Origin of the sequence: Enterobacter sp. N18-03635, from assembly GCF_004006055.1 — a bacterium.
Lineage (GTDB): Bacteria > Pseudomonadota > Gammaproteobacteria > Enterobacterales > Enterobacteriaceae > Enterobacter > Enterobacter vonholyi.
In genome coordinates this window covers 4,480,730-4,502,346 of record NZ_CP034769.1, presented here as the reverse complement: position 1 = coordinate 4,502,346, position 21,617 = coordinate 4,480,730, and the positions used below count along the sequence as shown (strand labels likewise).

20 protein-coding genes are annotated in these 21,617 nt (G+C 52.1%); 7 read left to right on the top strand and 13 right to left on the bottom strand.

Going from position 1 to position 21,617, the window contains the following annotated elements:
* Positions 1-163 precede the first annotated feature (163 nt).
* Complete coding sequence (gene yihA, locus ELK40_RS22370; protein WP_023309768.1) at positions 164-793, bottom strand: ribosome biogenesis GTP-binding protein YihA/YsxC; 630 nt, start codon at positions 791-793, stop codon at positions 164-166.
* A gap of 578 nt (positions 794-1,371) precedes the next feature.
* Between yihA and yihI the strand changes: the two genes are divergently transcribed.
* Together yihI and hemN are read left to right on the top strand one after the other, a co-directional pair.
* Positions 1,372-1,887, top strand: a complete 516-nt coding sequence (gene yihI, locus ELK40_RS22365; RefSeq protein WP_032644299.1) for a Der GTPase-activating protein YihI — start codon at positions 1,372-1,374, stop codon at positions 1,885-1,887.
* 188 nt (positions 1,888-2,075) lie between these two features.
* Entirely contained in the window at positions 2,076-3,449 is a 1,374-nt protein-coding gene (gene hemN / locus ELK40_RS22360; RefSeq protein ID WP_127732669.1) for an oxygen-independent coproporphyrinogen III oxidase, read from the top strand.
* 100 nt (positions 3,450-3,549) lie between these two features.
* Here the strand turns inward: hemN and ELK40_RS22760 are convergent, their stop codons facing one another.
* From ELK40_RS22760 to glnA, 4 genes are all read right to left on the bottom strand, one after another.
* A complete protein-coding gene (locus ELK40_RS22760; RefSeq protein ID WP_136196048.1) occupies positions 3,550-3,660 on the bottom strand; it encodes a YshB family small membrane protein in 111 nt (36 codons plus the stop codon).
* A gap of 111 nt (positions 3,661-3,771) precedes the next feature.
* Positions 3,772-5,184: a nitrogen regulation protein NR(I) gene (glnG, locus tag ELK40_RS22355; protein ID WP_008501858.1), complete on the bottom strand. Its 1,413-nt coding sequence runs from the start codon at positions 5,182-5,184 to the stop codon at positions 3,772-3,774.
* A gap of 11 nt (positions 5,185-5,195) precedes the next feature.
* Positions 5,196-6,245, bottom strand: coding sequence for a nitrogen regulation protein NR(II) (glnL, locus tag ELK40_RS22350; RefSeq protein ID WP_008501857.1), 1,050 nt, complete (start codon positions 6,243-6,245; stop codon positions 5,196-5,198).
* A 170-nt stretch (positions 6,246-6,415) separates the two neighbouring features.
* Positions 6,416-7,825, bottom strand: coding sequence for a glutamate--ammonia ligase (gene glnA / locus ELK40_RS22340; RefSeq protein ID WP_008501856.1), 1,410 nt, complete (start codon positions 7,823-7,825; stop codon positions 6,416-6,418).
* A 376-nt stretch (positions 7,826-8,201) separates the two neighbouring features.
* Between glnA and typA the strand changes: the two genes are divergently transcribed.
* Positions 8,202-10,025: a ribosome-dependent GTPase TypA gene (gene typA, locus ELK40_RS22335; protein WP_008501854.1), complete on the top strand. Its 1,824-nt coding sequence runs from the start codon at positions 8,202-8,204 to the stop codon at positions 10,023-10,025.
* A gap of 156 nt (positions 10,026-10,181) precedes the next feature.
* Here typA and ELK40_RS22330 read toward each other — a convergent pair whose 3' ends face one another.
* The 4 genes from ELK40_RS22330 to ELK40_RS22315 form a co-directional block, all read right to left on the bottom strand.
* Positions 10,182-12,299 carry a peptidase domain-containing ABC transporter gene (locus ELK40_RS22330; RefSeq protein WP_127732668.1) on the bottom strand — a complete coding sequence of 706 codons (2,118 nt, stop codon included), beginning with the start codon at positions 12,297-12,299 and terminating at the stop codon, positions 10,182-10,184.
* Positions 12,292-13,566, bottom strand: coding sequence for an HlyD family secretion protein (locus ELK40_RS22325; RefSeq protein ID WP_164850643.1), 1,275 nt, complete (start codon positions 13,564-13,566; stop codon positions 12,292-12,294). Before ELK40_RS22325 ends, ELK40_RS22330 begins: the two co-directional genes overlap by 8 nt.
* Before the next feature lie 68 nt (positions 13,567-13,634).
* Positions 13,635-13,919 (bottom strand): hypothetical protein, encoded by a 285-nt coding sequence (locus ELK40_RS22320; protein ID WP_023309759.1) that lies wholly within the window; start codon positions 13,917-13,919, stop codon positions 13,635-13,637.
* A gap of 2 nt (positions 13,920-13,921) precedes the next feature.
* Positions 13,922-14,698: a hypothetical protein gene (locus ELK40_RS22315; protein WP_127732664.1), complete on the bottom strand. Its 777-nt coding sequence runs from the start codon at positions 14,696-14,698 to the stop codon at positions 13,922-13,924.
* Between the two features lie 405 nt (positions 14,699-15,103).
* Here ELK40_RS22315 and yihX point away from each other — a divergent pair, with 405 nt between their 5' ends.
* Genes yihX through fabY form a run of 4 tightly spaced genes read left to right on the top strand, consistent with a single transcriptional unit; the run spans position 15,104 to position 17,998 of the window.
* Complete coding sequence (gene yihX, locus ELK40_RS22310; protein WP_127732662.1) at positions 15,104-15,703, top strand: glucose-1-phosphatase; 600 nt, start codon at positions 15,104-15,106, stop codon at positions 15,701-15,703.
* Entirely contained in the window at positions 15,697-16,578 is an 882-nt protein-coding gene (locus ELK40_RS22305) for a virulence factor BrkB family protein (RefSeq protein ID WP_127732659.1), read from the top strand. Before yihX ends, ELK40_RS22305 begins: the two co-directional genes overlap by 7 nt.
* On the top strand, positions 16,575-17,012 hold the full coding sequence (dtd, locus tag ELK40_RS22300; RefSeq protein ID WP_008501836.1) for a D-aminoacyl-tRNA deacylase: 438 nt from the start codon (positions 16,575-16,577) through the stop codon (positions 17,010-17,012). The genes ELK40_RS22305 and dtd overlap by 4 nt, the downstream gene beginning before the upstream one ends.
* 44 nt (positions 17,013-17,056) lie before the next feature.
* Positions 17,057-17,998 (top strand): fatty acid biosynthesis protein FabY, encoded by a 942-nt coding sequence (gene fabY / locus ELK40_RS22295; protein WP_025759561.1) that lies wholly within the window; start codon positions 17,057-17,059, stop codon positions 17,996-17,998.
* Between the two features lie 8 nt (positions 17,999-18,006).
* Here the strand turns inward: fabY and ELK40_RS22290 are convergent, their stop codons facing one another.
* From ELK40_RS22290 to fdxH, 4 genes are all read right to left on the bottom strand, one after another.
* Positions 18,007-18,927 (bottom strand): alpha/beta hydrolase, encoded by a 921-nt coding sequence (locus ELK40_RS22290; RefSeq protein WP_127732657.1) that lies wholly within the window; start codon positions 18,925-18,927, stop codon positions 18,007-18,009.
* 219 nt (positions 18,928-19,146) lie between these two features.
* Positions 19,147-20,076, bottom strand: a complete 930-nt coding sequence (gene fdhE / locus ELK40_RS22285) for a formate dehydrogenase accessory protein FdhE (protein WP_023309751.1) — start codon at positions 20,074-20,076, stop codon at positions 19,147-19,149.
* Complete coding sequence (gene fdoI / locus ELK40_RS22280; protein ID WP_008501832.1) at positions 20,073-20,708, bottom strand: formate dehydrogenase cytochrome b556 subunit; 636 nt, start codon at positions 20,706-20,708, stop codon at positions 20,073-20,075. Before fdoI ends, fdhE begins: the two co-directional genes overlap by 4 nt.
* Positions 20,705-21,607: a formate dehydrogenase subunit beta gene (gene fdxH / locus ELK40_RS22275; protein ID WP_008501831.1), complete on the bottom strand. Its 903-nt coding sequence runs from the start codon at positions 21,605-21,607 to the stop codon at positions 20,705-20,707. Before fdxH ends, fdoI begins: the two co-directional genes overlap by 4 nt.
* Between the last annotated feature and the right edge of the window lie 10 nt (positions 21,608-21,617).

Sequence of the window (21,617 nt, the reverse complement as noted above, 5' to 3'; positions counted from 1 at the left end):
GTAGGGTACAGAGGTAAGATGTTCTATCTTTCAGACCTTTTACTTCACGTAATCGGATTTGGCTGAATATTTTAGCCGCCCCAGTCAGTAATGACTGGGGCGTTTTTTATTGCGGCAAAGAATGTTCAGGCAAAAAAAAGCGCGGCCATTGCCGCGCCCGGTATTACTCTTCTTCCGCTTCCGTCGCGGGTTCCAGCTCGCTAAACCAGGTATCGAGTTTCTGACGCAGCTTGTCCACGCCCTGCTTTTTCAGCGAGGAGAACGGCTCAACCTGTACATCACCGTTGAACGCCAGCACCGCTTCGCGAACCATATTCACCTGCGCTTTACGCGCGCCGCTCGCCAGCTTATCGGCTTTCGTCAGCAGCACCAGTACGGCGATATCGCTTGCTACAGCCCAGTCGATCATCTGCTGATCGAGATCTTTTAGCGGGTGACGAATATCCATCAGCACCACCAGACCTTTCAGGCACAGACGTTTTTCCAGGTATTCACCCAGCGCACGCTGCCACTTGATTTTCATCTCTTCCGGTACCTGCGCGTAACCGTAGCCCGGTAAGTCGACCAGGCGTTTGCCCTCTGCGACTTCAAACAGGTTGATCAGCTGGGTACGGCCAGGTGTTTTTGAGGTACGCGCCAGGCTCTTCTGATTGGTCAGCGTATTCAGGGCGCTGGATTTCCCCGCATTTGAGCGGCCAGCAAAGGCCACTTCAATACCGGTATCAGAAGGCAGGTGGCGAATATCGGGCGCACTAGTGACAAAATGCGTCTGTTGGTAGTTCCAGGTAGTCACGTGGTCGTCTCCAAAATCGTAATCTGAAGGGGATTATACCCGAATGCAGGCAAAAGGCTTTTCTGATTGCTAATGACCTGTAGGCAAATGCCTCAGGCAGTGTGAGAGATCGGCCAGTAATGCCCTGGGATATTTCAGAGAATTCGCAGGCGTCAAAAAATCCAAACTGTTTTAAATCATAAGCTTATTTTCGGGTAATTGTCTGAAAATCCTTTTTTGTACCGTTTCGTTGCTTGTTAGTTTAACGGAACAAGGTAAAGTGTGCGTCAGGGCGAGGAAGCCAACAGGAAATCGACTTAAGGATTAGGGTCAGGAGCGCCAGGAGGCGAAGACGCAGGATTGTCAGGACGACCAGCGCCTGGAGGCGTTTTAAAAGGAAATGGAACCGTATCACGGACGGTATTAGCCAAGGGATAAACAGGGTTTGTTGTTGGCAAACATGGAATGTCTGACCCGCTAAGGGTTGTGAGTCAGGAAAAAAGGCGACAGATTGCTCTGTCGCCTTTTTTCTTTGCTTGCTTTCTGCTAGATTTCGCCGCAATTCTATACTGAAGAAAACGACTTAAAGATAAAACATCATGAAAAAACCAACCTCCGCTGCGGGCGCGAAACGCCCTGCAAAAGCACGCCGCAAAACGCGCGAAGAACTGAACCAGGAAGCGCGCGACCGCAAACGCGACAAAAAACATCGCGGTCATGCTGCGGGTAGCCGTGCCAACGGTGGTGGTGCAGCGGGCGCTTCTGCAAAAGGCAAGCAGCAGAAAGATCCTCGTATCGGCAGTAAAACTCCCATTCCACTGGGCGTGACAGACACCCCGGTCACTAAGCAGCACAAACCAAAGAGCGAGAAACCTATGCTTTCACCGCAGGCTGAGCTGGATTTGCTGGAGAACGATGAGCGCCTGGACGCGCTGCTGGAACGTCTTGAAGAGGGTGAAACCCTGACCGCTGAAGAGCAGTCATGGGTGGATGCCAAACTGGATCGTATTGATGAACTGATGCAGAAGCTGGGCCTGTCATACGACGATGACGAAGATGAAGAAGAAGACGAGAAGCAGGAAGATATGATGCGTCTTCTGAAGGGTGGAAACTAACATTTGCACCCGGCAGGCACGATAGTCCTGCTTATAACCCTTCCGGTTATATGTTATCTGGTGTGGTTATTCGTTAAACTACGGCGGTTGTCGCGGCGACAGAAGTGGCTGCGCACCCGAATGATGGCCCGCAATGGGGTCAGAACGGGCCGCCGTATACGAACGCGACACCAACGGAAGGAGTGAGCATGTCAGCATCAACTATCGACTGGGATTTGGCCCTAATCCAGAAATATAACTATTCCGGGCCGCGTTATACGTCATACCCCACCGCGCTGGAGTTCTCCGATGCCTTCGGAGAGCGTGATTTCCAGCAGGCTGTCGCGCGCTATCCTGAGCGTCCGCTGTCGCTCTACGTCCATATTCCGTTCTGCCACAAGCTTTGCTACTTCTGCGGCTGCAATAAAATCGTGACCCGCCAGCAGCATAAAGCCGACCAGTATCTTGATGCGCTCGAACAGGAAATTGTGCATCGCGCGCCGCTGTTTAAAGGCCGTCACGTGAGCCAGCTTCACTGGGGCGGCGGTACGCCAACCTATCTGAACAAAGCGCAAATAAGCCGCCTGATGGCGCTTCTGCGCGGCAATTTCAGTTTTAATGCTGACGCTGAGATCTCGATCGAAGTCGATCCGCGTGAAATTCAGCTGGATGTCCTGGATCATTTACGCGCAGAAGGATTCAACCGTCTGAGCATGGGCGTACAGGATTTCAATAAAGAGGTTCAGCGTCTGGTGAACCGCGAGCAGGACGAAGAATTTATCTTTGCCTTACTCAATCACGCGCGTGAGATTGGTTTCACCTCGACCAATATTGACCTGATTTACGGCCTGCCAAAGCAAACGCCGGAAAGCTTCGCCTTCACGCTGAAGCGCGTGGCTGAACTTAACCCGGACCGCCTGAGCGTCTTTAACTATGCGCATCTGCCAACGCTCTTTGCCGCCCAGCGCAAAATCAAAGATGCCGATCTTCCTTCTGCCCAGCAGAAGCTGGATATCCTGCAGGAAACCATCACCTCGCTGACCGACACCGGCTATCAGTTTATCGGCATGGATCACTTTGCCCGCCCGGATGACGAGCTGGCCGTTGCTCAGCGCGAAGGGGTCCTGCACCGTAACTTCCAGGGCTACACGACCCAGGGCGATACCGATTTACTGGGAATGGGTGTCTCCGCCATTAGCATGATTGGCGACTGCTACGCGCAGAACCAGAAAGAGCTGAAGCTGTATTACCAGCAGGTTGATGAGACTGGCAACGCGCTGTGGCGCGGCATTGCGTTAACGCGTGATGACTGTATCCGTCGCGATGTGATTAAGGCGCTTATCTGCAACTTCCGTCTCGATTTCAGCGATGTGGAAGCGCAGTGGGAACTGAACTTCAGCGATTATTTCGCGGAAGATCTGAAGCTTCTGGCGCCGCTGGCGAAAGACGGGCTGGTGGATGTGTCGGAGAGAGTGATAGAGGTCACCCCGAAAGGGCGTCTGTTGATCCGTAATATCTGCATGTGCTTTGACGCGTATCTGCGTCAGAAAGCGCGAATGCAGCAGTTCTCGCGAGTTATTTAAACTGTAATGCCGGGTGGCGGCTTCGCCTTACCCGGCCTACAAAAGTGCGAAATGTAGGCCGGGTAAGCGAAGCTTCACCCGGCTTTTCATCGCCAACTCGCTAGCTAAACAGCCCAACCAGCGCCGCGCACAACATAGCCGCAACGGCTGTTTGTGGCGTGTGGCTTTCAGCGGCTCCGCTAGAGAGCATATTCACGAATGTTTCCAGCATGATGTTCACCCCCAATTTCCGGGCACGATCATACAAAACTCATCGGAACAGTAAAGCGCAAAATAACGACGATTTGCGTTCAATTAATAACCTTTACACAGCGGCGTGAGATCATTCCATTCCCAGCTCTTTCAGCTTGCGCGTCAGGGTATTGCGACCCCATCCCAACAGGCGAGCGGCTTCCTGCTTGTGACCCTGCGTATGACGAAGCGCGGTGGTCAACAGCGTACGCTCCATCTCAGGCTGAGCCTCAGACAGCAGGTTTTGATGACCGGAACGCAGCGCGCGGTCGGCCCACTGCGCCAGCAGCGTCGCCCAGCTGTCCGGCAGCGCGTGTCCGCTACTGCTTTCCGGCGCGGTCGCCTCAAACAGTTCGGCCGGTAAATCCTGAATCAGCACTTCCTGACCGGCAGCCATCACGGTTAACCAGCGGCAGGTGTTTTCCAGCTGACGCACGTTGCCCGGCCACGCCAGACGCGTTAGAGCGGCATCGGTTTCCGGGTGAAGCTGCTTGGCTTCCACGCCCAGCTCGCGGGCAGCCACCTGCAGAAAATGACGCGCCAGGCGGGGAATATCTTCCCGACGTTCACGCAGCGGCGGCAGATGAACGCGAATGACGTTCAGACGGTGGAATAAATCCTCACGGAATTTTCCTTCCTGCACGCGTTGTTCCAGGTTCTGGTGGGTCGCGGCGATAATACGCACGTCCACTTTCACCGGCGCATAGCCGCCCACGCGATAAAACTGCCCGTCGGCCAGCACGCGCAGCAGGCGGGTCTGAACGTCCAGCGGCATATCACCGATTTCATCCAGGAACAGCGTGCCGCCGTCAGCCTGTTCGAAGCGCCCCTGGCGAATGGTATTTGCGCCGGTAAATGCCCCTTTTTCATGGCCGAACAGTTCGGACTCAATTAAATCCTTCGGGATCGCCGCCATATTCAGGGCGATGAACGGCGCTTTTGCCCGCGGGCTGTGGCGGTGCAATGCATGCGCCACAAGCTCTTTACCGGTGCCCGATTCGCCGTTAATCAAGACGCTGATGGACGAGCGGGACAGACGACCAATAATGCGAAACACGTCCTGCATCGCCGGCGCTTCGCCGATGATGTCGGTGGTTGGCCCAAAATCGGGCGCGTGGCGTGGCTGTTGTTGCTCCTGATAATGGCTAATCGCGCGCTCAACCAGCGCCACCGCTTCGTCGATATCAAACGGTTTGGGCAGGTAATCGAACGCCCCTTGCTGATAGGCGCTCACCGCGGCATCCAGATCGGAGTGCGCGGTCATTATGATGACCGGTAGCATAGGGTGGCGTTGTTTGATCTGCTTTAACAGCGCCAGCCCGTCCATGCCCGGCATACGGATATCCGACAGCAGAACATCGGGCGTTTTAGTGGTGAGTGCGTCGAGCACTTCGCTGCCGCTCTCAAACGTCGTGCAGCTTAATCCAGCCCCTGTGAGCGCGCGTTCAAGCACCCAACGGATGGAGCTATCGTCATCGACTACCCAGACTATCCCTCGTTGCATAAACGTCACCTTTATTTTTTAATCGGCAGGAAAACCGAAAACTCGGTATGTCCCGGCCAACTGGTAAATTCAATTTTTCCAGAGTGTTGGTCGATCAAACTGCGGGCAATGGATAAGCCCAGGCCGGTTCCGCCTTCGCGGCCGCTGACCATCGGGTAGAACAGGGTGTCCTGCAGATGCGATGGAATGCCGGGCCCGTTATCCTCAACGTCGATTCGGGCGGCCAGCCGGTAGCGCACGCCGTGTAACGTGAGCTGGAAGGCGGTGCGGGTGCGTAAAATAATCTCGCCGCCTTCAGGTCCCAGCGCCTGCAGAGCATTACGCACAATATTCAACAGGACCTGCTCAATCTGGTCCGGGTCATGGGCCAGTTCCGGCAGGCTTGGGTCGTAATCACGTACCAGCGTGACGTTCTCCGGCAGCTCCATTGAGACGAGCTTCACCACCCGCTCAGCCACTTTATGGATGCTTTCAGTGACGTGCATTCCCGGCTGCTGCGGACCGAGAAGACGGTCTACCAGATTCCGCAGACGGTCCGCCTGCTCAATGATGACGTTGGTATATTCCGCCAGCGCAGGGTCAGGCAGCGCCTTGGTCAGAAGCTGCGCCGCGCCGCGTAACCCACCCAGCGGGTTTTTGATTTCATGCGCCAGACCGCGCACGAGGTCACGGGCTGCAATCTGCTGCGCATGCTGAAGCTGCTCCTGGCTCAGTCGACGCTGATTATCCATCGGCGCCATTTCCAGCAGGATCAGGCCTTCGGGAAGACGTTGCGCGGTTAGCGACAGAATGTGCGAGCGCCCGTCGATCACCAGCGTCACTTCGTTATCGGTGAAACCCTGGCCTGCCTGTAAGCTTTCCTGCATCAAGCCAATATTCAGCGAAAAATAGCTCAGGAGTTCCGGAAGCGGGGTACCGAATAGTTTACGTGCGCTTTGGGCAAGCAGCTGCTGTGCCGCCGGGTTGGCGTAATGAACGGCCAGCTCGTCATCGACCAGCAAAATGCTGTTAATCAAAGAATTGAGGATCTGCCCAGCATCGGGCAGCGTGCCAGTTGCCATTCAGCAGTCTCCTGGAGTCGTTTGCACTAATTTAGTGCAGTATAGCGTTTTCGGCGTAAAAAGCGCGTGAGATCAGATTGTTGGTGGAGAAAAAAGCCCATCCGGAGATGGGCTAAAAGTTTCCACGGCAACTACTCCCGGCGCTTGTCACGCCGGGTAAAACAACTTAATTAAACGCTGTAGTACAGTTCGAACTCAACCGGATGCGGCGTCATGCGCACGCGGTCGTTCTCTTCAGTACGCAGGGCTATGTAGGCATCGATAGCGTCATCAGTGAATACGCCACCTGCGGTCAGAAACTCGCGGTCTGCGTCCAGCGCCTGCAGGGCTTCTTCCAGAGAGCCAGCAACCTGTGGGATCTCTTTCGCTTCTTCTGGCGGCAGGTCGTACAGGTTTTTGTCCATCGCTTCGCCCGGGTGGATCTTGTTCTTGATACCGTCCAGACCGGCCATCAGCAGTGCTGCGAAGCACAGGTATGGGTTAGCCGCTGGATCCGGGAAGCGAACTTCGATACGACGCGCTTTAGGAGACGCTACTACCGGGATACGGATAGAAGCAGAACGGTTACGTGCAGAGTAGGCCAGCATCACTGGCGCTTCGTAGCCCGGGACCAGACGCTTGTAGGAGTTGGTGGTTGGGTTCGCCAGGGCGTTGATCGCTTTAGCGTGTTTGATAACACCACCGATGTAATACAGCGCCTGCTCGGACAGACCAGCATATTTGTCGCCAGAGAACAGGTTGGTACCGTTCTTGGACAGAGACATGTGGCAGTGCATACCGGAACCGTTGTCGCCAAACATTGGTTTTGGCATGAAGGTCGCGGTTTTACCGAAACGGTGCGCAACGTTGTGCACAACGTATTTGTAGATCTGAATTTCGTCCGCTTTTTTGGTCATGGTGTTGAAGCGGGTTGCCACTTCGTTCTGACCAGCAGTCGCCACTTCGTGGTGGTGAGCTTCAACAACCAGGCCCATCTCTTCCATCACCAGACACATGGTGGAACGAATGTCCTGTGCAGAATCGACCGGAGGAACCGGGAAGTAACCACCTTTAACGCCAGGACGGTGACCTTTGTTACCACCTTCATATTTGGTGGAGGAGTTCCATGCACCTTCGATGTCGTCGATAGCAACGTGGGAGCCAGAAATAGAAGCACCGAAACGGATGTCATCGAACAGGAAGAATTCTGGCTCTGGCCCGAACAGAACGGTGTCTGCGATGCCGGTAGAACGCAGGTACTCTTCAGCGCGTTTCGCGATAGAACGTGGGTCGCGGTCGTAGCCCTGCAGCGTGCCTGGCTCGAGGATGTCGCAACGGATGATCAGGGTTGGTTCTTCGAAGAACGGATCAATGACCGCAGTGGTTGCATCTGGCATCAGAACCATGTCGGATTCGTTAATGCCTTTCCAGCCACCAATGGAGGAGCCGTCAAACATTTTGCCTTCTTCAAAGAATTCGGCGTTCACCTGATGAGCAGGGATTGTGACGTGCTGTTCTTTACCTTTGGTGTCGGTGAAGCGGAGATCAACAAACTTCACTTCATGTTCGTTCAGCATCGTCAAAACGTGTTCAGCGGACATACTTAACTCTCCAGATTGGTCATTGTCGTCGTGGTAACGAGGTCTTCAGTTTCTGTTTGTACTGGCTGTTGCCATGTAATTTTTATAAAGCGAAATCTGTGCCAACTTTTAAATCACCCCAAAAAGGCGTTATCATGCGCACCATAGTGCAAAAGGGCTGCACCACGATGGATTTGTTGCACCAGTATAGTGCTTCAATGTGAACATTGAGCACCATATTGGTGCAATTTACGTTAAAGTGCCCTTTTTCGCTCCGTGAAAGCGATCACAAAGCATCTCTGCAATACTTGTTTGCGGAGGATGTTTGTGATCCTGTTTTGTAGTGCGATTAATCCGTGTACAATAACGCGCTATTTCTAATGCCTGAGGCAAAGTTGTGATCGAAAATTTGCGTAACATCGCCATCATCGCGCACGTTGACCATGGTAAAACTACCCTGGTTGATAAGCTGCTGCAGCAATCCGGTACGTTTGATGCGCGTGCCGAAACTCAAGAGCGTGTGATGGACTCCAACGATTTGGAGAAAGAGCGTGGGATTACCATCCTCGCGAAAAACACCGCGATTAAATGGAATGACTACCGTATCAACATCGTTGATACCCCAGGGCACGCCGACTTCGGTGGTGAAGTTGAGCGCGTGATGTCCATGGTGGATTCCGTGCTGCTGGTGGTTGACGCATTTGACGGCCCAATGCCGCAAACGCGCTTCGTGACCAAAAAAGCATTTGCCCATGGCCTGAAACCAATTGTTGTTATCAACAAGGTTGACCGTCCTGGCGCACGTCCTGACTGGGTTGTTGATCAGGTATTCGACCTGTTCGTTAACCTCGACGCGACCGACGAACAGCTGGACTTCCCTATCATTTACGCTTCGGCGCTGAATGGTATCGCGGGTCTGGACCACGAAGATATGGCGGAAGACATGACCCCGCTGTATCAGGCGATTGTTGATCACGTACCGGCACCGGATGTTGATCTGGATGGTCCACTGCAGATGCAGATCTCCCAGCTGGACTACAACAACTACGTTGGCGTCATCGGTATCGGTCGTATCAAACGCGGTAAAGTGAAGCCAAACCAGCAGGTTACTATCATCGATAGCGAAGGCAAAACCCGTAACGGTAAAGTTGGCAAAGTGCTGACTCACCTGGGTCTGGAGCGTATCGACAGCGATCTGGCTGAAGCGGGCGACATCATCGCTATCACCGGTCTGGGCGAGCTGAACATCTCTGACACCATCTGCGACCCGCAGAACGTGGAAGCGCTGCCAGCCCTGTCTGTTGATGAACCAACCGTTACCATGTTCTTCAACGTCAACACCTCTCCGTTCTGTGGTAAAGAAGGTAAGTTCGTTACCTCTCGTCAGATCCTTGACCGCCTGAACAAAGAGCTGGTGCACAACGTTGCGCTGCGCGTTGAAGAAACCGAAGATGCTGATGCATTCCGCGTTTCGGGTCGTGGTGAGCTGCACCTGTCTGTTCTGATCGAAAACATGCGTCGTGAAGGTTTCGAAATGGCGGTTTCCCGTCCGAAAGTTATCTTCCGCGAAATCGACGGCCGTAAACAAGAGCCGTTCGAAAACGTGACGCTGGACGTTGAAGAGCAGCACCAGGGTTCTGTGATGCAGGCGCTGGGTGAGCGTAAAGGCGACCTGAAAAACATGAATCCAGATGGCAAAGGCCGCGTACGTCTCGACTACGTGATCCCAAGCCGTGGCCTGATCGGCTTCCGTTCTGAGTTCATGACCATGACCTCCGGTACCGGTCTGCTGTACTCCACCTTCAGCCACTACGACGACGTGCGTCCGGGCGAAGTGGGCCAGCGTAACAACGGCGTGCTGATCTCCAACGGTCAGGGTAAAGCGGTTGCGTTTGCGCTGTTCGGTCTGCAGGATCGCGGTAAGCTGTTCCTGGGTCACGGTGCTGAAGTTTACGAAGGCCAGATCATCGGTATTCACAGCCGTTCTAACGACCTGACCGTAAACTGCCTGACCGGTAAGAAACTGACCAACATGCGTGCGTCCGGTACTGACGAAGCAACGGTTCTGGTTCCACCGATCAAGATGACCCTGGAGCAGGCTCTGGAATTCATCGATGACGACGAACTGGTAGAAGTGACTCCGCTGTCTATCCGTATCCGTAAACGTCACCTGACCGAGAACGATCGTAAACGTGCAATGCGCGGTGCGAAAGAAGAGTAATACGGTCAATCTATAGGCCGGGTAAGCGCATGTACCACCCGGCCGGTAAAAAGCCGCTGATCCCTCAGCGGCTTTTTTATTGGATGATCGCCAGAATTCTTCATTAGCCGGGGGCGTTATGTCCCAACGCTATCTTTTTCCTGCGAAATTCACGGATTAGGGTAACTCTGCTCCATTTATCACGAACACCCGATCTGCCGATGAAATCGTGGTTTCGCGATGCGCGATAATAATCCTGGTAATGTTCATCGCCTGTATAGACTGATTGACCTGACTTTCACTGGTTTTATCAAGGTGGCTGGTCGCCTCGTCCATGAATAAAATACCCGGTTTACGGTATAATGCCCGGGCAATATAAATCCGCTGTTTTTGACCGCCGGACAACCCTTCCCCAAGTTCACCAATCAGTGTCTCGTAACCCATTGGTAGCTTTAAAATGTCATTATGAATATGGCTTGCGATAGCGCATTGCACCATCCACTGCTCGTAAATGTCAGGCCGAAAACCGGCGATATTCTCTTTGATTGAGCCTGAAAACAGCTTATCTTCCTGCATGATACAGGCAATGCGTTCAGCATAATGCTCGAAACCAAGTTGCTTAATATCAATGCCATTAATTCGGACGCAGCCGTTCGACGGTTCGAATAAACCGCACAACACTTTCATCAAGGTGCTTTTACCTGAACCCGATACGCCCGTAATAGCAATACTCTCTCCGGCATGAATGGTCAGATTCAGTTTGCTGAAGATAGGGTCCGCATGGTTATCATAACGGTAAGTCAGATCCTGAGTTTCGAGCGTTAAGGCTCCGTGTGGTAAACGCAGCGGGCTGGTGGCCGTTGAAGAAGATGCTTCCTGCAGCGCAATATCGGCAACGCGTTCATTGTGTAAGTTGATGATCTTCAGCTGAATGATAAAGTTGATCAGGGCATTTATTCGGTCATAGAACTGACTCCTGAAGGTGTTAAATGCGATAAACATACCGATGGTTAAATGACTATCCATCATCAGCCTGCCGCTAACCCACAGGATAACAATTTGGTCGCAGGCGGCGATAAAAGAGACGACGCCACCAAAGAAAAGATCCATTCGCGTCAAACGAATGCCTGTATTGACCTTATCTGAAAAAAGATTAAACCAGTTATTGATTCTCAGGTCAGTCATTCCCTGAATCTTAATCGTCGCGATACCGTACAGGGTTTCCATAAAATAAGAATTAAGGCGTGCTTCCTTGATTAACTCTTCTTCTGATAGCTGGCGATAGTATCGATAGGTAGCAAACCGAATGAAGGTGTATATTGCGGTAAAAGAGACCACTATCATGCTGAGCTGCAGGTTGTATAAAAACATCATTACCAGCAAACCCATGAGCATTAGCGTATCAATAATGCTACCAGTTAAACCTGTGGTAAAAGTGGCCCGTATAACATCAAGCGAGTGGAAGCGAGACTGAATGTCCCCCAGTTTGCGTCTTTCAAAATAGGTGGTCGGTAGCTTAATAAGGTGAGAAAAGAGGCTAAAACTCCACTGGACGTCGATGAGTGTTCCCAGTATCAGCGTGGTCCAGGAGCGTATGACACTGACCGTCAAACGTAACAGAATCAGAATAAACAACCCAAGACAGATGATATTAAGTAAACCGTAATCTCCGGATGCAATCACATTATCCGTGACTAATTGTGTCCCCACTGGCATTAGCAGGCTGATCAACTCAATCACCAGCGATAAGAAAAATACCTTCGTCAGTGAAGTTATCAGTCCATTGATATTCTTTAATAACGTGGTCGCTTTTAACCTGTTTTGCTTCTTTTGCACTGAGAAAGTGGTTCCCGGCCATACCTCAAGCACAACACCAGTAAAATGTTGGGACAATTCGGGCATGCTAATCACCCGTCGTCCAAACGCAGGGTCGTGGATCACCGCGCTGTTCTTATCGACCTTAATCAGTACGACAAAATGGTTAAAATCCCAATGCAATATGCAGGGCTTACGCACGTCATGTAATTCCTGAAGGTCCACGGACAATGCGCGTGACGACATCTCCAGTTCACTGGCAATTGCTTTTATCGCATTGAGGTTGACCCCACGTGATGACAAATTGAATTGTTGCCGGAGTTGCAGTAGATCCACCTGCTTGCCATAAAAACTGCATATCATTGAAAGACAGGCCAGGCCACATTCGGACGCTTCGGTTTGAAAGACAACTGGGATGCGTTTAAATATTTTAAGATCCAACTTGCGCAGCGTCGTCTCAAGTTTATAAAGATTATTCATTACCTGCGTCCGTTACGCTCATTTTCATTTCGTAAAATGGCGATAATAACCACTCGTAGATATGTCTCTTTTCAAGGAAAAGAGAAATCTGCGCTTTGGCTCCCTGGCTCAGTGAGAGTTGTTTTCCATGGACTTGCACAGACTGTAGGTCAGGTTTGATCATGATTTTGTACCAGGACTTTTTATCGTCATAGAATTCATGTGCGATGGTCTGCTTTGACAGGAGTTCTGGCTTCGATGCCGGAAGCCTGGATATTGCTGATATTGATGCCCTGAACTGACCAAATTTTTCATAAGGAAAGGCGTCGTAACTAACATTAACGCGCTGGCCAATCGCCAGATAAGGAAGAACTTCATCCGGAACCCAGGTTTCGAGATAGCATGGTGAATGGATATTCTGCTGAACTCGCGCCAGTACATCGCCTGCGCCGATCATCTTACCTTGCGCCGTATTGATGGAGTCGATTAAGCCATCGGCTGTTGCCACGATGACATAATTACCTTCCGCTTCTGTATTTAACTTTTCTTTTTGCAGTTCGTATATTTGTTGCTCAAGCTGGTAAATCTGCTGGTCATAATCAGCGCTCTGGGACTGGATTTGCTGATTGAGCGCATCAATCTGAACCTGGTCCTGTGATTTTCTGGCGACCAGGTCAGAAACATTGCTCTGCTGTTGGTAGAGTAGTGCGTTTTGGCTACTCATCTGGTCTTTGGTGACCAGACCTTTTTCCTGATAACCACGGTAATCGTTAACGTTCTTCTCAATCTGATGCAGTTCCCGCTCAGCCTGCACCAGTAGCCCAGATGAGGTATTAAAACTGGACTGATAATGATCTTTTTGAGTCGTCAGCGCGTTGAGCGTACGGTTTTTCGAAGAGTTCAAATTTGCCATCATTACGCTGATACTCTTTATCTGTAGCGCGATCTCCTTTTTTTTATTCTCATCAACCAGGCCTGATTGCGTCGATACACCCGAATGAATGAGAAAGAGAGCATCACCTTTTTTTACGAGATCGCCTTCATTAACAAAACTCTGCACGACTGTACCCTGCATTGATGCAGAGATATTCACTGAGCCAGGGAAAGTGGTTATTTCACCGTGAACGATGACGCGACGGGTGTAGGAACCTTTGGTAATAAATATAGAAATGGAAGCAATAAAAAAAATGCTGAGCAATATGATAAGAGCAAAAGGGATGCCCGGCAGAAGAACAGCTTTCCCTTCCCACCGTGTACTCTGATATTCAATAGCTTCCTTGCGAAACATTTCTGGCCTCATGCGGGGTGGAAATAGCCGCCAAATATCAGCGGCTATGAGTTATAATGGTTCAGGAATTAATGTCTACCGTGATCATTACCCTGGCGGCCACCGCCACTTTTCGAACCACCATTACCTTTTGATGAACCACCGCTTTTACCACCAACGTTAACCGAGCAACCACCGCTAAAGGATGTGCTTTCAGAGTGAGAACCATCTTTGTTAGTGGTGCTGGTGTGAGAATAGCTGCCATTACAACCAGCGCTACCACCACCGAACATCCCACCAATCGCACTACCGATAGAACCCCACATTCCTGCACCGCTGACGTTACTTAATTCACTTTCATTGAGTTCACGCATTATTAATTTTCCTTGCAATAGTGAGCAAAAGGTATACCCATAATATCCATAGACTTTTTCCATACCATTTCACCATCCGTGAATGAAATGTTTTTTACGCCAAAACGCGTAAAATCCTTTTCGCTGTACGTCGACAGACCTGTGTCTGGATCACCAATATTTTCTTTTTGCCCGCAAAGTGGCATCATCCATGACACATTTATATCTTTGTAGAATGCTTTATCCGTTTTTCTTATTTCTGAGAAAATGCGATCTGTTATCGTTGTGTCTGTATTGATTTCTCCGTTAACCGTAGTTGTTAACTTATTGTCATCAGAATTAGGCGACCCATGGAAACCAATAATGGAACCATAGTTGATGATTTTGTTTTTTGCCGCTGGGAAAAGATAGTTAGCACAGGAAGAAAGGCATAATCGCCTGACCTCAATGTTAATTTCTTTATCATGAATAACTTGTGCTATTTTTATTGCAGTTTCGACATCGCCGCCACCACTGTTTATGGATATCGTTCTAACAGGGATAAGGTTTTTTCTGATAAGCCCCACAATGATTTTGTCATCATCTTTGGATATGTTTCCGTCGATATATAACGTATCAAAAACGAGGTGGGTTGAAAGTTTTGGTTCAAGCCCTTGCTTCACAATCAGTTGGCTAGAGAGTTGATATAAAATATCTCTGCTGGCTTTTTTAAATCGGTAGGCATTGTATGAATAAATAGCGAAAGCGCAGAGTAAAGCTATTAAAACGGCACTGAGGATGTATCCCTTTTTAATCTTCACGAAAGTGCAGCCCCATGTGTAAAGTAATGTAAACTTATCATTATAAAAAAGAAGATAAATAGAGTATTTGTATCTAAATGTAAATTTAAGTAAAGTTTACTTGTTGCGATTTCGAGCAAAGCCGCGCGAAATGGGATTGCCATGGCAGAAATGGGGGAATATGGTGATGAGAAAAAATATTACGGAAGCGTTTTTCTATAATTTTTTGCAGAATGAACTAAAACGTATATCTTCGCAAAATCGAACTTAAATAAAACTCATCCCTGCCTATCGCCCGTAAGCCAATATCATCTTCCTGGCTAAATTTTTGTTCTTCATACTGCTCCCTCTAAGCTGAATCTCGTGCATAGCCAAACTTTATCTTTCCCGCTACAGTTACCTCTCCACGGCGAGCAGGAGATAAACATGCTTTATATCTTTGATTTAGGAAACGTCATCGTCGATATCGATTTTAATCGCGTGTTGGGCGCATGGAGCGATTTTAGCCGCGTGCCGCTGGCGACCTTAAAGCAGAATTTCGCGATGGGCGAGACTTTCCACCAGCATGAACGCGGCGAAATCAGCGATGAAGAGTTCGCTGAACGTTTCTGTCAGGAGATGGGGCTTTCGTTAAGCTATGAACAGTTTTCCCACGGTTGGCAGGCGGTATTTGTCGCCATCCGGCCTGAAGTGATCGACATCATGCACAAACTGCGCGATCAGGGGCATCGTGTCGTTGTGCTATCAAATACCAACCGCCTGCATACCACGTTCTGGCCTGAAGAATACCCTGAAGTTAAGGCGGCGGCTGATAAAATCTATCTCTCGCAGGAGATGGGCATGCGTAAGCCTGAAGCGCGAATTTATCAGGCTGTTCTGCAGTCAGAAGGATTCACCGCGGCCGATGCGGTCTTTTTCGACGACAACGCCGATAATATAGAGGGAGCTAACCAGTTGGGTATTACGTCAATTCTGGTGACCGGAAAAGAGACGATACCTGACTACTTTGCGAAGCAGCTATGCTAAAAACCGTTCATCAAAAAGCCACGCACCATACTCGCCCGCTGCGGGCCTGGCTGAAACTGCTCTGGCACCGGATTGATGAGGACAATATGACCACGCTGGCGGGTAACCTCGCCTACGTGTCATTGCTCTCGTTAGTGCCGCTGGTGGCGGTTATCTTTGCCCTGTTTTCCGCCTTTCCGATGTTTGCGGACGTCAGCGTGCAGCTTCGTCATTTTGTCTTCGCGAATTTCATTCCGGCAACCGGGGATGTTATCCAGAACTACATTGAGCAGTTTGTTGCCAATTCCAGCAAGATGACGGCAGTGGGGGCGTGCGGTCTTATCGTCACCGCGCTGCTGTTGATGTACGCCATCGATAACGCGCTAAACACGATCTGGCGGAGTAAAAAAGGGCGGCCAAAGGTCTATTCCTTTGCCGTGTACTGGATGATCCTCACGCTGGGGCCGCTGCTGGCCGGGGCGAGCCTGGCAATCAGTTCTTATCTGCTCTCCCTGCGCTGGGCGAGTGATTTAAACGGCGCTATTGATAATGTGCTTCGCATCTTTCCGTTGATCCTGTCGTGGCTCTCGTTCTGGCTGCTCTATAGCGTGGTGCCGACCACGCGCGTGCCCAACCGCGATGCGGTCGTGGGGGCGCTGGTGGCGGCATTGCTCTTTGAGCTCGGTAAGAAAGGGTTTGCCCTCTACATCACCATGTTTCCGTCCTATCAGCTGATTTACGGCGTGCTGGCGGTGATCCCCATTTTGTTTGTCTGGGTCTACTGGACCTGGTGTATCGTCTTGCTTGGTGCTGAAATAACTGTCACTCTCGGTGTATACCGCGAACTTAAAAAAGCAGCAGAAGCTGAAAAACAACAAGAAGCAGACCAACCATGATTGCATTGATACAGCGCGTAACCCGTGCCAGCGTCACCGTGGAGGGAGAGGTGACGGGTGAAATTGGCCCAGGACTTTTGGTGTTGTTAGGTGTCGAAAAGGATGATGACGAACAAAAAGCCAACCGCTTATGCGAGCGCGTGCTGGGCTACCGTATTTTCAGCGATGCGGAAGGCAAGATGAACCTGAACGTCCAGCAGGCGGGCGGCAGCGTGCTGGTGGTTTCCCAGTTTACGCTGGCAGCGGATACCGAGCGCGGCATGCGCCCGAGTTTCTCGAAAGGTGCCGCGCCAGATCGTGCTGAAGCACTTTACGAGTACTTTGTAGAGCGTTGTCGCCAGCAGGAAATGAATACGCAAACCGGACGATTCGCTGCAGATATGCAGGTATCGCTGGTGAACGATGGTCCCGTCACATTCTGGCTCCAGGTATGAGCATACTTACGGCATGGCCGCGGGTAACAAGAGAGAGTACAGCTATGTATCACCTTCGAGTACCGCAAACGGAAGAAGAGTTAGAAGCCTATTACCAGTTCCGCTGGGAAATGCTACGCAAGCCATTACATCAGCCAAAAGGCTCTGAGCGCGACGCCTGGGACGCGATGGCCCACCATCAGATGGTGATGGACGAAGAGGGCAACCTTGTGGCCGTCGGGCGTTTGTATATCAACGCCGATAACGAAGCGTCTATTCGCTTTATGGCGGTTCATCCCTCCGTGCAGGACAAAGGTCTGGGGACGCTAATGGCGATGACCCTGGAATCCGTCGCCCGTCAGGAAGGCGTTAAGCGCGTTACCTGTAGCGCCCGCGAAGATGCCGTGGAATTCTTCGCTAAACTCGGTTTTGTGAATCAGGGGGAGATCACGACCCCGCAAACCACCCCGATTCGTCATTTTTTGATGATCAAACCCATCGCCACGCTGGACGATATTCTGCATCGCGCCGACTGGTGCGGACAGCTGCAGCAGGCCTGGTATCAGCACATTCCGCTCAGCGAAAAAATGGGCGTGCGCATTCAGCAGTACACCGGACAAAAATTTATTACCACCATGCCGGAAACTGGCAATCAGAACCCCCACCACACCCTCTTTGCTGGAAGTCTGTTCTCACTGGCCACGCTCACCGGCTGGGGACTTATCTGGCTGATGCTGCGCGAGCGCCATCTGGGTGGCACCATCATTCTTGCTGATGCTCATATCCGCTATAGCGCACCGATCAGCGGTAAACCGAGCGCGGTGGCCGATCTGGGATCGCTGGGCGGCGATCTGGATCGCCTGGCACGCGGCCGCAAGGCGCGCGTACAAATGCAGGTCGAACTGTTTGGCGATAAAACACCGGGCGCGGTGTTTGAAGGCACCTACATTGTTCTTCCGGCGAAGCCTTTTGGCGCGTATGAAGAGGGTGGGAACGAGGAGGAGTAATCTTCTGTTCACGTTATCCGGGCGTGCTGAATCCGCCCGGCGATATCCCGCATAACGTCTCGCGCAGACTGGCTAACGCCGCCAAGCTGAAAGAAGCCATGGATGACGCCCAGCCAGCGCTGAGCGGTACACTTCACACCCTGCTCAGTCAAATGCTGATATAACATTTCTCCCTCATCGCACAGCGGATCGTACTCTGCGGTAATGATGTGAACTGGCGGAAGTCCGTAAAAATCATCGCGCCACAGCGGGCTCGCTTCGGGATGCTGGCGTTCGATGTCGGCGAGGTACATTTCATACCCGCTGAGCAGGGTATCACGGGTAATAATGTAATCCGTGCCATTGAGGGCATAGCTTTCAAAACTGGCGGTGGCGTCGAGCATGGGATAGATAAGAATGAGCTGTGCGGGTTTCCATCGTCCTTTCGCGTTGAGCCGCAATGACGTTACCAGCGCAAGATGGCCTCCTGCGCTGTCTCCGCAAAGTGTGATCCGGTTTTTATCCACGCCCAGTTTGTCCGCATATTGCCAGACCAGATCTGCACCTTTTTCCGCATCGTCATGTGCTGCGGGGAAAATATGCTCCGGGGCCAGCCTGTACTGAATCGCGATCACCCGGCAATTGCCGTAGCAGGCTAACTGGCGGAGTTGGTTGTCATGGGTATCAAAGCCGCCGCTGATGAAACATCCGCCATGATAGTAAATGGCAGCAGGCAATATTTCAGGTGCATTGAGAGGTGAAAACACCCGAATGATAAGACCGTCAAGAACGAGCGTCTCCACCTGTACGCGCGTTTCGGTCTCCCCGGCAAGCCCCATGCTGGCAATATAGCCTGCTCGTCGCACCTCAACGCTCTGGCGACGTGACGAGGGTCGCCCTGCAGCGATAAATCCCTGAACCAGCTGTGCAATACCCTGTTCCAGCGCCATGAAAATTCCCTTTTACTGTATGGATAAACAGTTTTATAGCCTGGTTTGATTCAAAAGAAAACAAGAATATTGTTGAGGGCAACAATCTGGAAAGCGGCTCGCAAAGGCAATAACGCGTCTCTCAACGAGAATGGAGAGCATCTGACATGAAAGACGGCGGGTAATGCTGTCGAACTGCAGGCCGGGCAAGCACGCGCCGCCCGGCACTGTAACAGGGAGTTATTCCCCTTCACCCGGGAACAGGAACGGGTTGATCGAGCTGCGGGCGAATCCCTCCTGCTCCATCTTCGCGTCCAGAATCAGCGAGGCAAGATCGTCGGCCACCGCTTCGACTTTCGGGTCTTTTTCCTGATACAGAATCTTCAGGTAAGTGCCACAGTCGCCGCAGCTTTCGGCTTTCACTGCTGCTTCTTCATTTTCCAGCGACCAGTAATTCAGATCGCGGGTCTGCTCGCAGTTGCTGCACTTGATGCGAACCACGTGCCACTCGGTTTCACACAGGTTGCAGTGCAGGTAGCGCAGCCCCTGAGTGGTGCCGATTTGCACCATGCTGGAAACCGGCATTGAGCCGCAGACCGGGCAGAACTGGCGCGCCTCGCCGTATTCGGCGCGAGCTTTGCCGGGGATCAGGCTCGCCATTTGCGCCCAGTAAAGCGACAGCGCAGCCCAGATAAACGGCGCTTTATCGCTGCTCACCAGAGCGAAGTCGGAGGCAAACAGCGCGCTCGCCATCTCTTCCAGCTCCAGGTCAGAGGCTTTTTCCAGATTCTCAATGACCGCCAGCGCGGTACCGCTCATCTCCGGCTTCAGCTCGGCAATCAGCGAATGCAGCAGCTTTTGCCAGTGCTTGTCGCGCGGCAGGACGTGAATGTCCAGCGGCGGCTTGCCCTGCGCGTTGGCTTCTTTGATACGCGCGGTCAGATCCATTTGCAGCGGGTGGTCGTACAGCACCACTTCCTGCGCGTGGGCGACCAACGCGGCAAAACGCAGAAAATCGCCCAGCGGGTTGTTCTCTGCCAGCTCGCGCAGACGCTCTGCGCGGCGGTTGTAGAGGTTCTTGAGTCTGGGGAATAACAACGGCGGAATATAATCCGCCGTGCGTTTCTCGCTCGACCCCAGCTCATCTTGCGGGATTATGCGAATACTCATTCAGATGACTTTTCCTGTTTCTGGCGGACTTCACGGTACCAGCGCGGGTGATGTTTCTTCGCCCACGTACTGGTTACCCAGCCTTCCACCATCGCGGTAATGGTGCCTTTCACCCAAAGGGCGGCGTAGATATGCACCATGATAACCACAATTAACGCCACTGCGGCAAATGAATGCAGCATCAGCGCGAATCGGATCACCGGGATTGAGAAAGCAGGCGCAAAGTACGGACGCCAGATGATCACGCCGCTCACCAGCAACAGGACCAGGAAGATAATCGCCGCCCAGAATACGCATTTCTGGCCGAAGTTATAACGCCCGGTGTCACCCACTTCCTCGTTGACGACGATCTTACGAATATTCTTCGCCCAAAAGATATCATCCCGATTGATTAGGTTATGGTGCCAGTAGCGGAAAAACATGATGATGAACGACGCGAACATGATGACGCCTACAAACGGGTGCAGGATGCGCGCCAGCTGTGGTGTCCCCATGATCTGCATCAGCCAGTTGAAGGACGGGAAGAAGAACCCCAGCCCGCTTATCGCCGCCAGCATGAAGCAGAAGGCGGTGACCCAGTGGTTGATGCGTTCCGGCGCGGTGTAGCGCACGATGGTGTCACGTTTTCTCATTTGCGCACCTCGTCTTTCTCTTCATGCAGGTTGTCGTCTTCCTCTTCCGCGCGGTTCGGACCGACGCCGACGTAGTGGAAGATGCTCGCTGCGAAGGTGGCAGCAAAACCGACCGCTGCCAGCGGTTTCCAGATGCCTTTCCAGAACTTCACGGTGGCGCTGATTTCCGGGTTCTCCGGCAGACCGTGATACAGATTCGGCTTGTCGGCGTGGTGCAGCACGTACATCACGTGCGTACCGCCAACCCCGGCCGGATCGTACAGGCCCGCGTTGTCGTAACCACGGGTTTTCAGCTCTCCCACGCGCTCTGCCGCCAGCGTTTTCATATCCTCTTTGGAGCCAAAGTGGATAGCGCCGGTTGGGCAGGTCTTCACGCACGCAGGCTCCTGGCCGACGGTTACGCGGTCAACGCACAGGGTGCATTTGTAGACGCGGTTGTCTTCCGGGTTCAGGCGCGGTACGTCGAACGGACAGCCCGCGATGCAGTAGCCGCAGCCGATGCACTGTTCGGACTGGAAGTCGACGATGCCGTTGGCATACTGAATGATAGCCCCTTCTGACGGACATGCCTTCAGGCAGCCCGGATCCGCACAGTGCATACAGCCGTCTTTGCGAATAAGCCATTCCAGTTTGTCGTTCTGCTCAACTTCCGAGAAACGCATCACCGTCCAGGACTTGGCGGTCAGGTCCGCCGGGTTGTCGTACACCCCGACGTTGTGACCCACTTCGTCACGCAGATCGTTCCACTCAGAGCAGGCCACCTGACAGGCTTTACAGCCGATACAGGTGGTCACGTCGATAAGCTTCGCCACTTCCTGCTGGTGGTCCCGCGCCTGAGGCGCGGGCGTGAAACCATTAGTCGCGGAACGACGGATAATGTCTTGAGATTGATAAGCCATAAGTCGTCTC

Excerpts from the sequence above, each read along its gene's own strand:
- ELK40_RS22305 (WP_127732659.1), top strand. The coding sequence starts at position 15,697 with ATGCTAAAAACCGTTCATCAAAAAGCCACGCACCATACTCGCCCGCTG.
- ELK40_RS22320 (WP_023309759.1), bottom strand. The coding sequence starts at position 13,919 with ATGCGTGAACTCAATGAAAGTGAATTAAGTAACGTCAGCGGTGCAGGA.
- hemN (WP_127732669.1), top strand. The coding sequence starts at position 2,076 with ATGTCAGCATCAACTATCGACTGGGATTTGGCCCTAATCCAGAAATAT.
- fdoI (WP_008501832.1), bottom strand. The coding sequence starts at position 20,708 with ATGAGAAAACGTGACACCATCGTGCGCTACACCGCGCCGGAACGCATC.
- glnG (WP_008501858.1), bottom strand. The coding sequence starts at position 5,184 with ATGCAACGAGGGATAGTCTGGGTAGTCGATGACGATAGCTCCATCCGT.
- dtd (WP_008501836.1), top strand. The coding sequence starts at position 16,575 with ATGATTGCATTGATACAGCGCGTAACCCGTGCCAGCGTCACCGTGGAG.
- fdhE (WP_023309751.1), bottom strand. The coding sequence starts at position 20,076 with ATGAGTATTCGCATAATCCCGCAAGATGAGCTGGGGTCGAGCGAGAAA.
- fdxH (WP_008501831.1), bottom strand. The coding sequence starts at position 21,607 with ATGGCTTATCAATCTCAAGACATTATCCGTCGTTCCGCGACTAATGGT.
- glnA (WP_008501856.1), bottom strand. The coding sequence starts at position 7,825 with ATGTCCGCTGAACACGTTTTGACGATGCTGAACGAACATGAAGTGAAG.
- ELK40_RS22760 (WP_136196048.1), bottom strand. The coding sequence starts at position 3,660 with ATGCTGGAAACATTCGTGAATATGCTCTCTAGCGGAGCCGCTGAAAGC.
- glnL (WP_008501857.1), bottom strand. The coding sequence starts at position 6,245 with ATGGCAACTGGCACGCTGCCCGATGCTGGGCAGATCCTCAATTCTTTG.
- ELK40_RS22290 (WP_127732657.1), bottom strand. The coding sequence starts at position 18,927 with ATGGCGCTGGAACAGGGTATTGCACAGCTGGTTCAGGGATTTATCGCT.
- ELK40_RS22330 (WP_127732668.1), bottom strand. The coding sequence starts at position 12,299 with ATGAATAATCTTTATAAACTTGAGACGACGCTGCGCAAGTTGGATCTT.
- fabY (WP_025759561.1), top strand. The coding sequence starts at position 17,057 with ATGTATCACCTTCGAGTACCGCAAACGGAAGAAGAGTTAGAAGCCTAT.
- yihI (WP_032644299.1), top strand. The coding sequence starts at position 1,372 with ATGAAAAAACCAACCTCCGCTGCGGGCGCGAAACGCCCTGCAAAAGCA.
- yihX (WP_127732662.1), top strand. The coding sequence starts at position 15,104 with ATGCTTTATATCTTTGATTTAGGAAACGTCATCGTCGATATCGATTTT.
- ELK40_RS22325 (WP_164850643.1), bottom strand. The coding sequence starts at position 13,566 with ATGTTTCGCAAGGAAGCTATTGAATATCAGAGTACACGGTGGGAAGGG.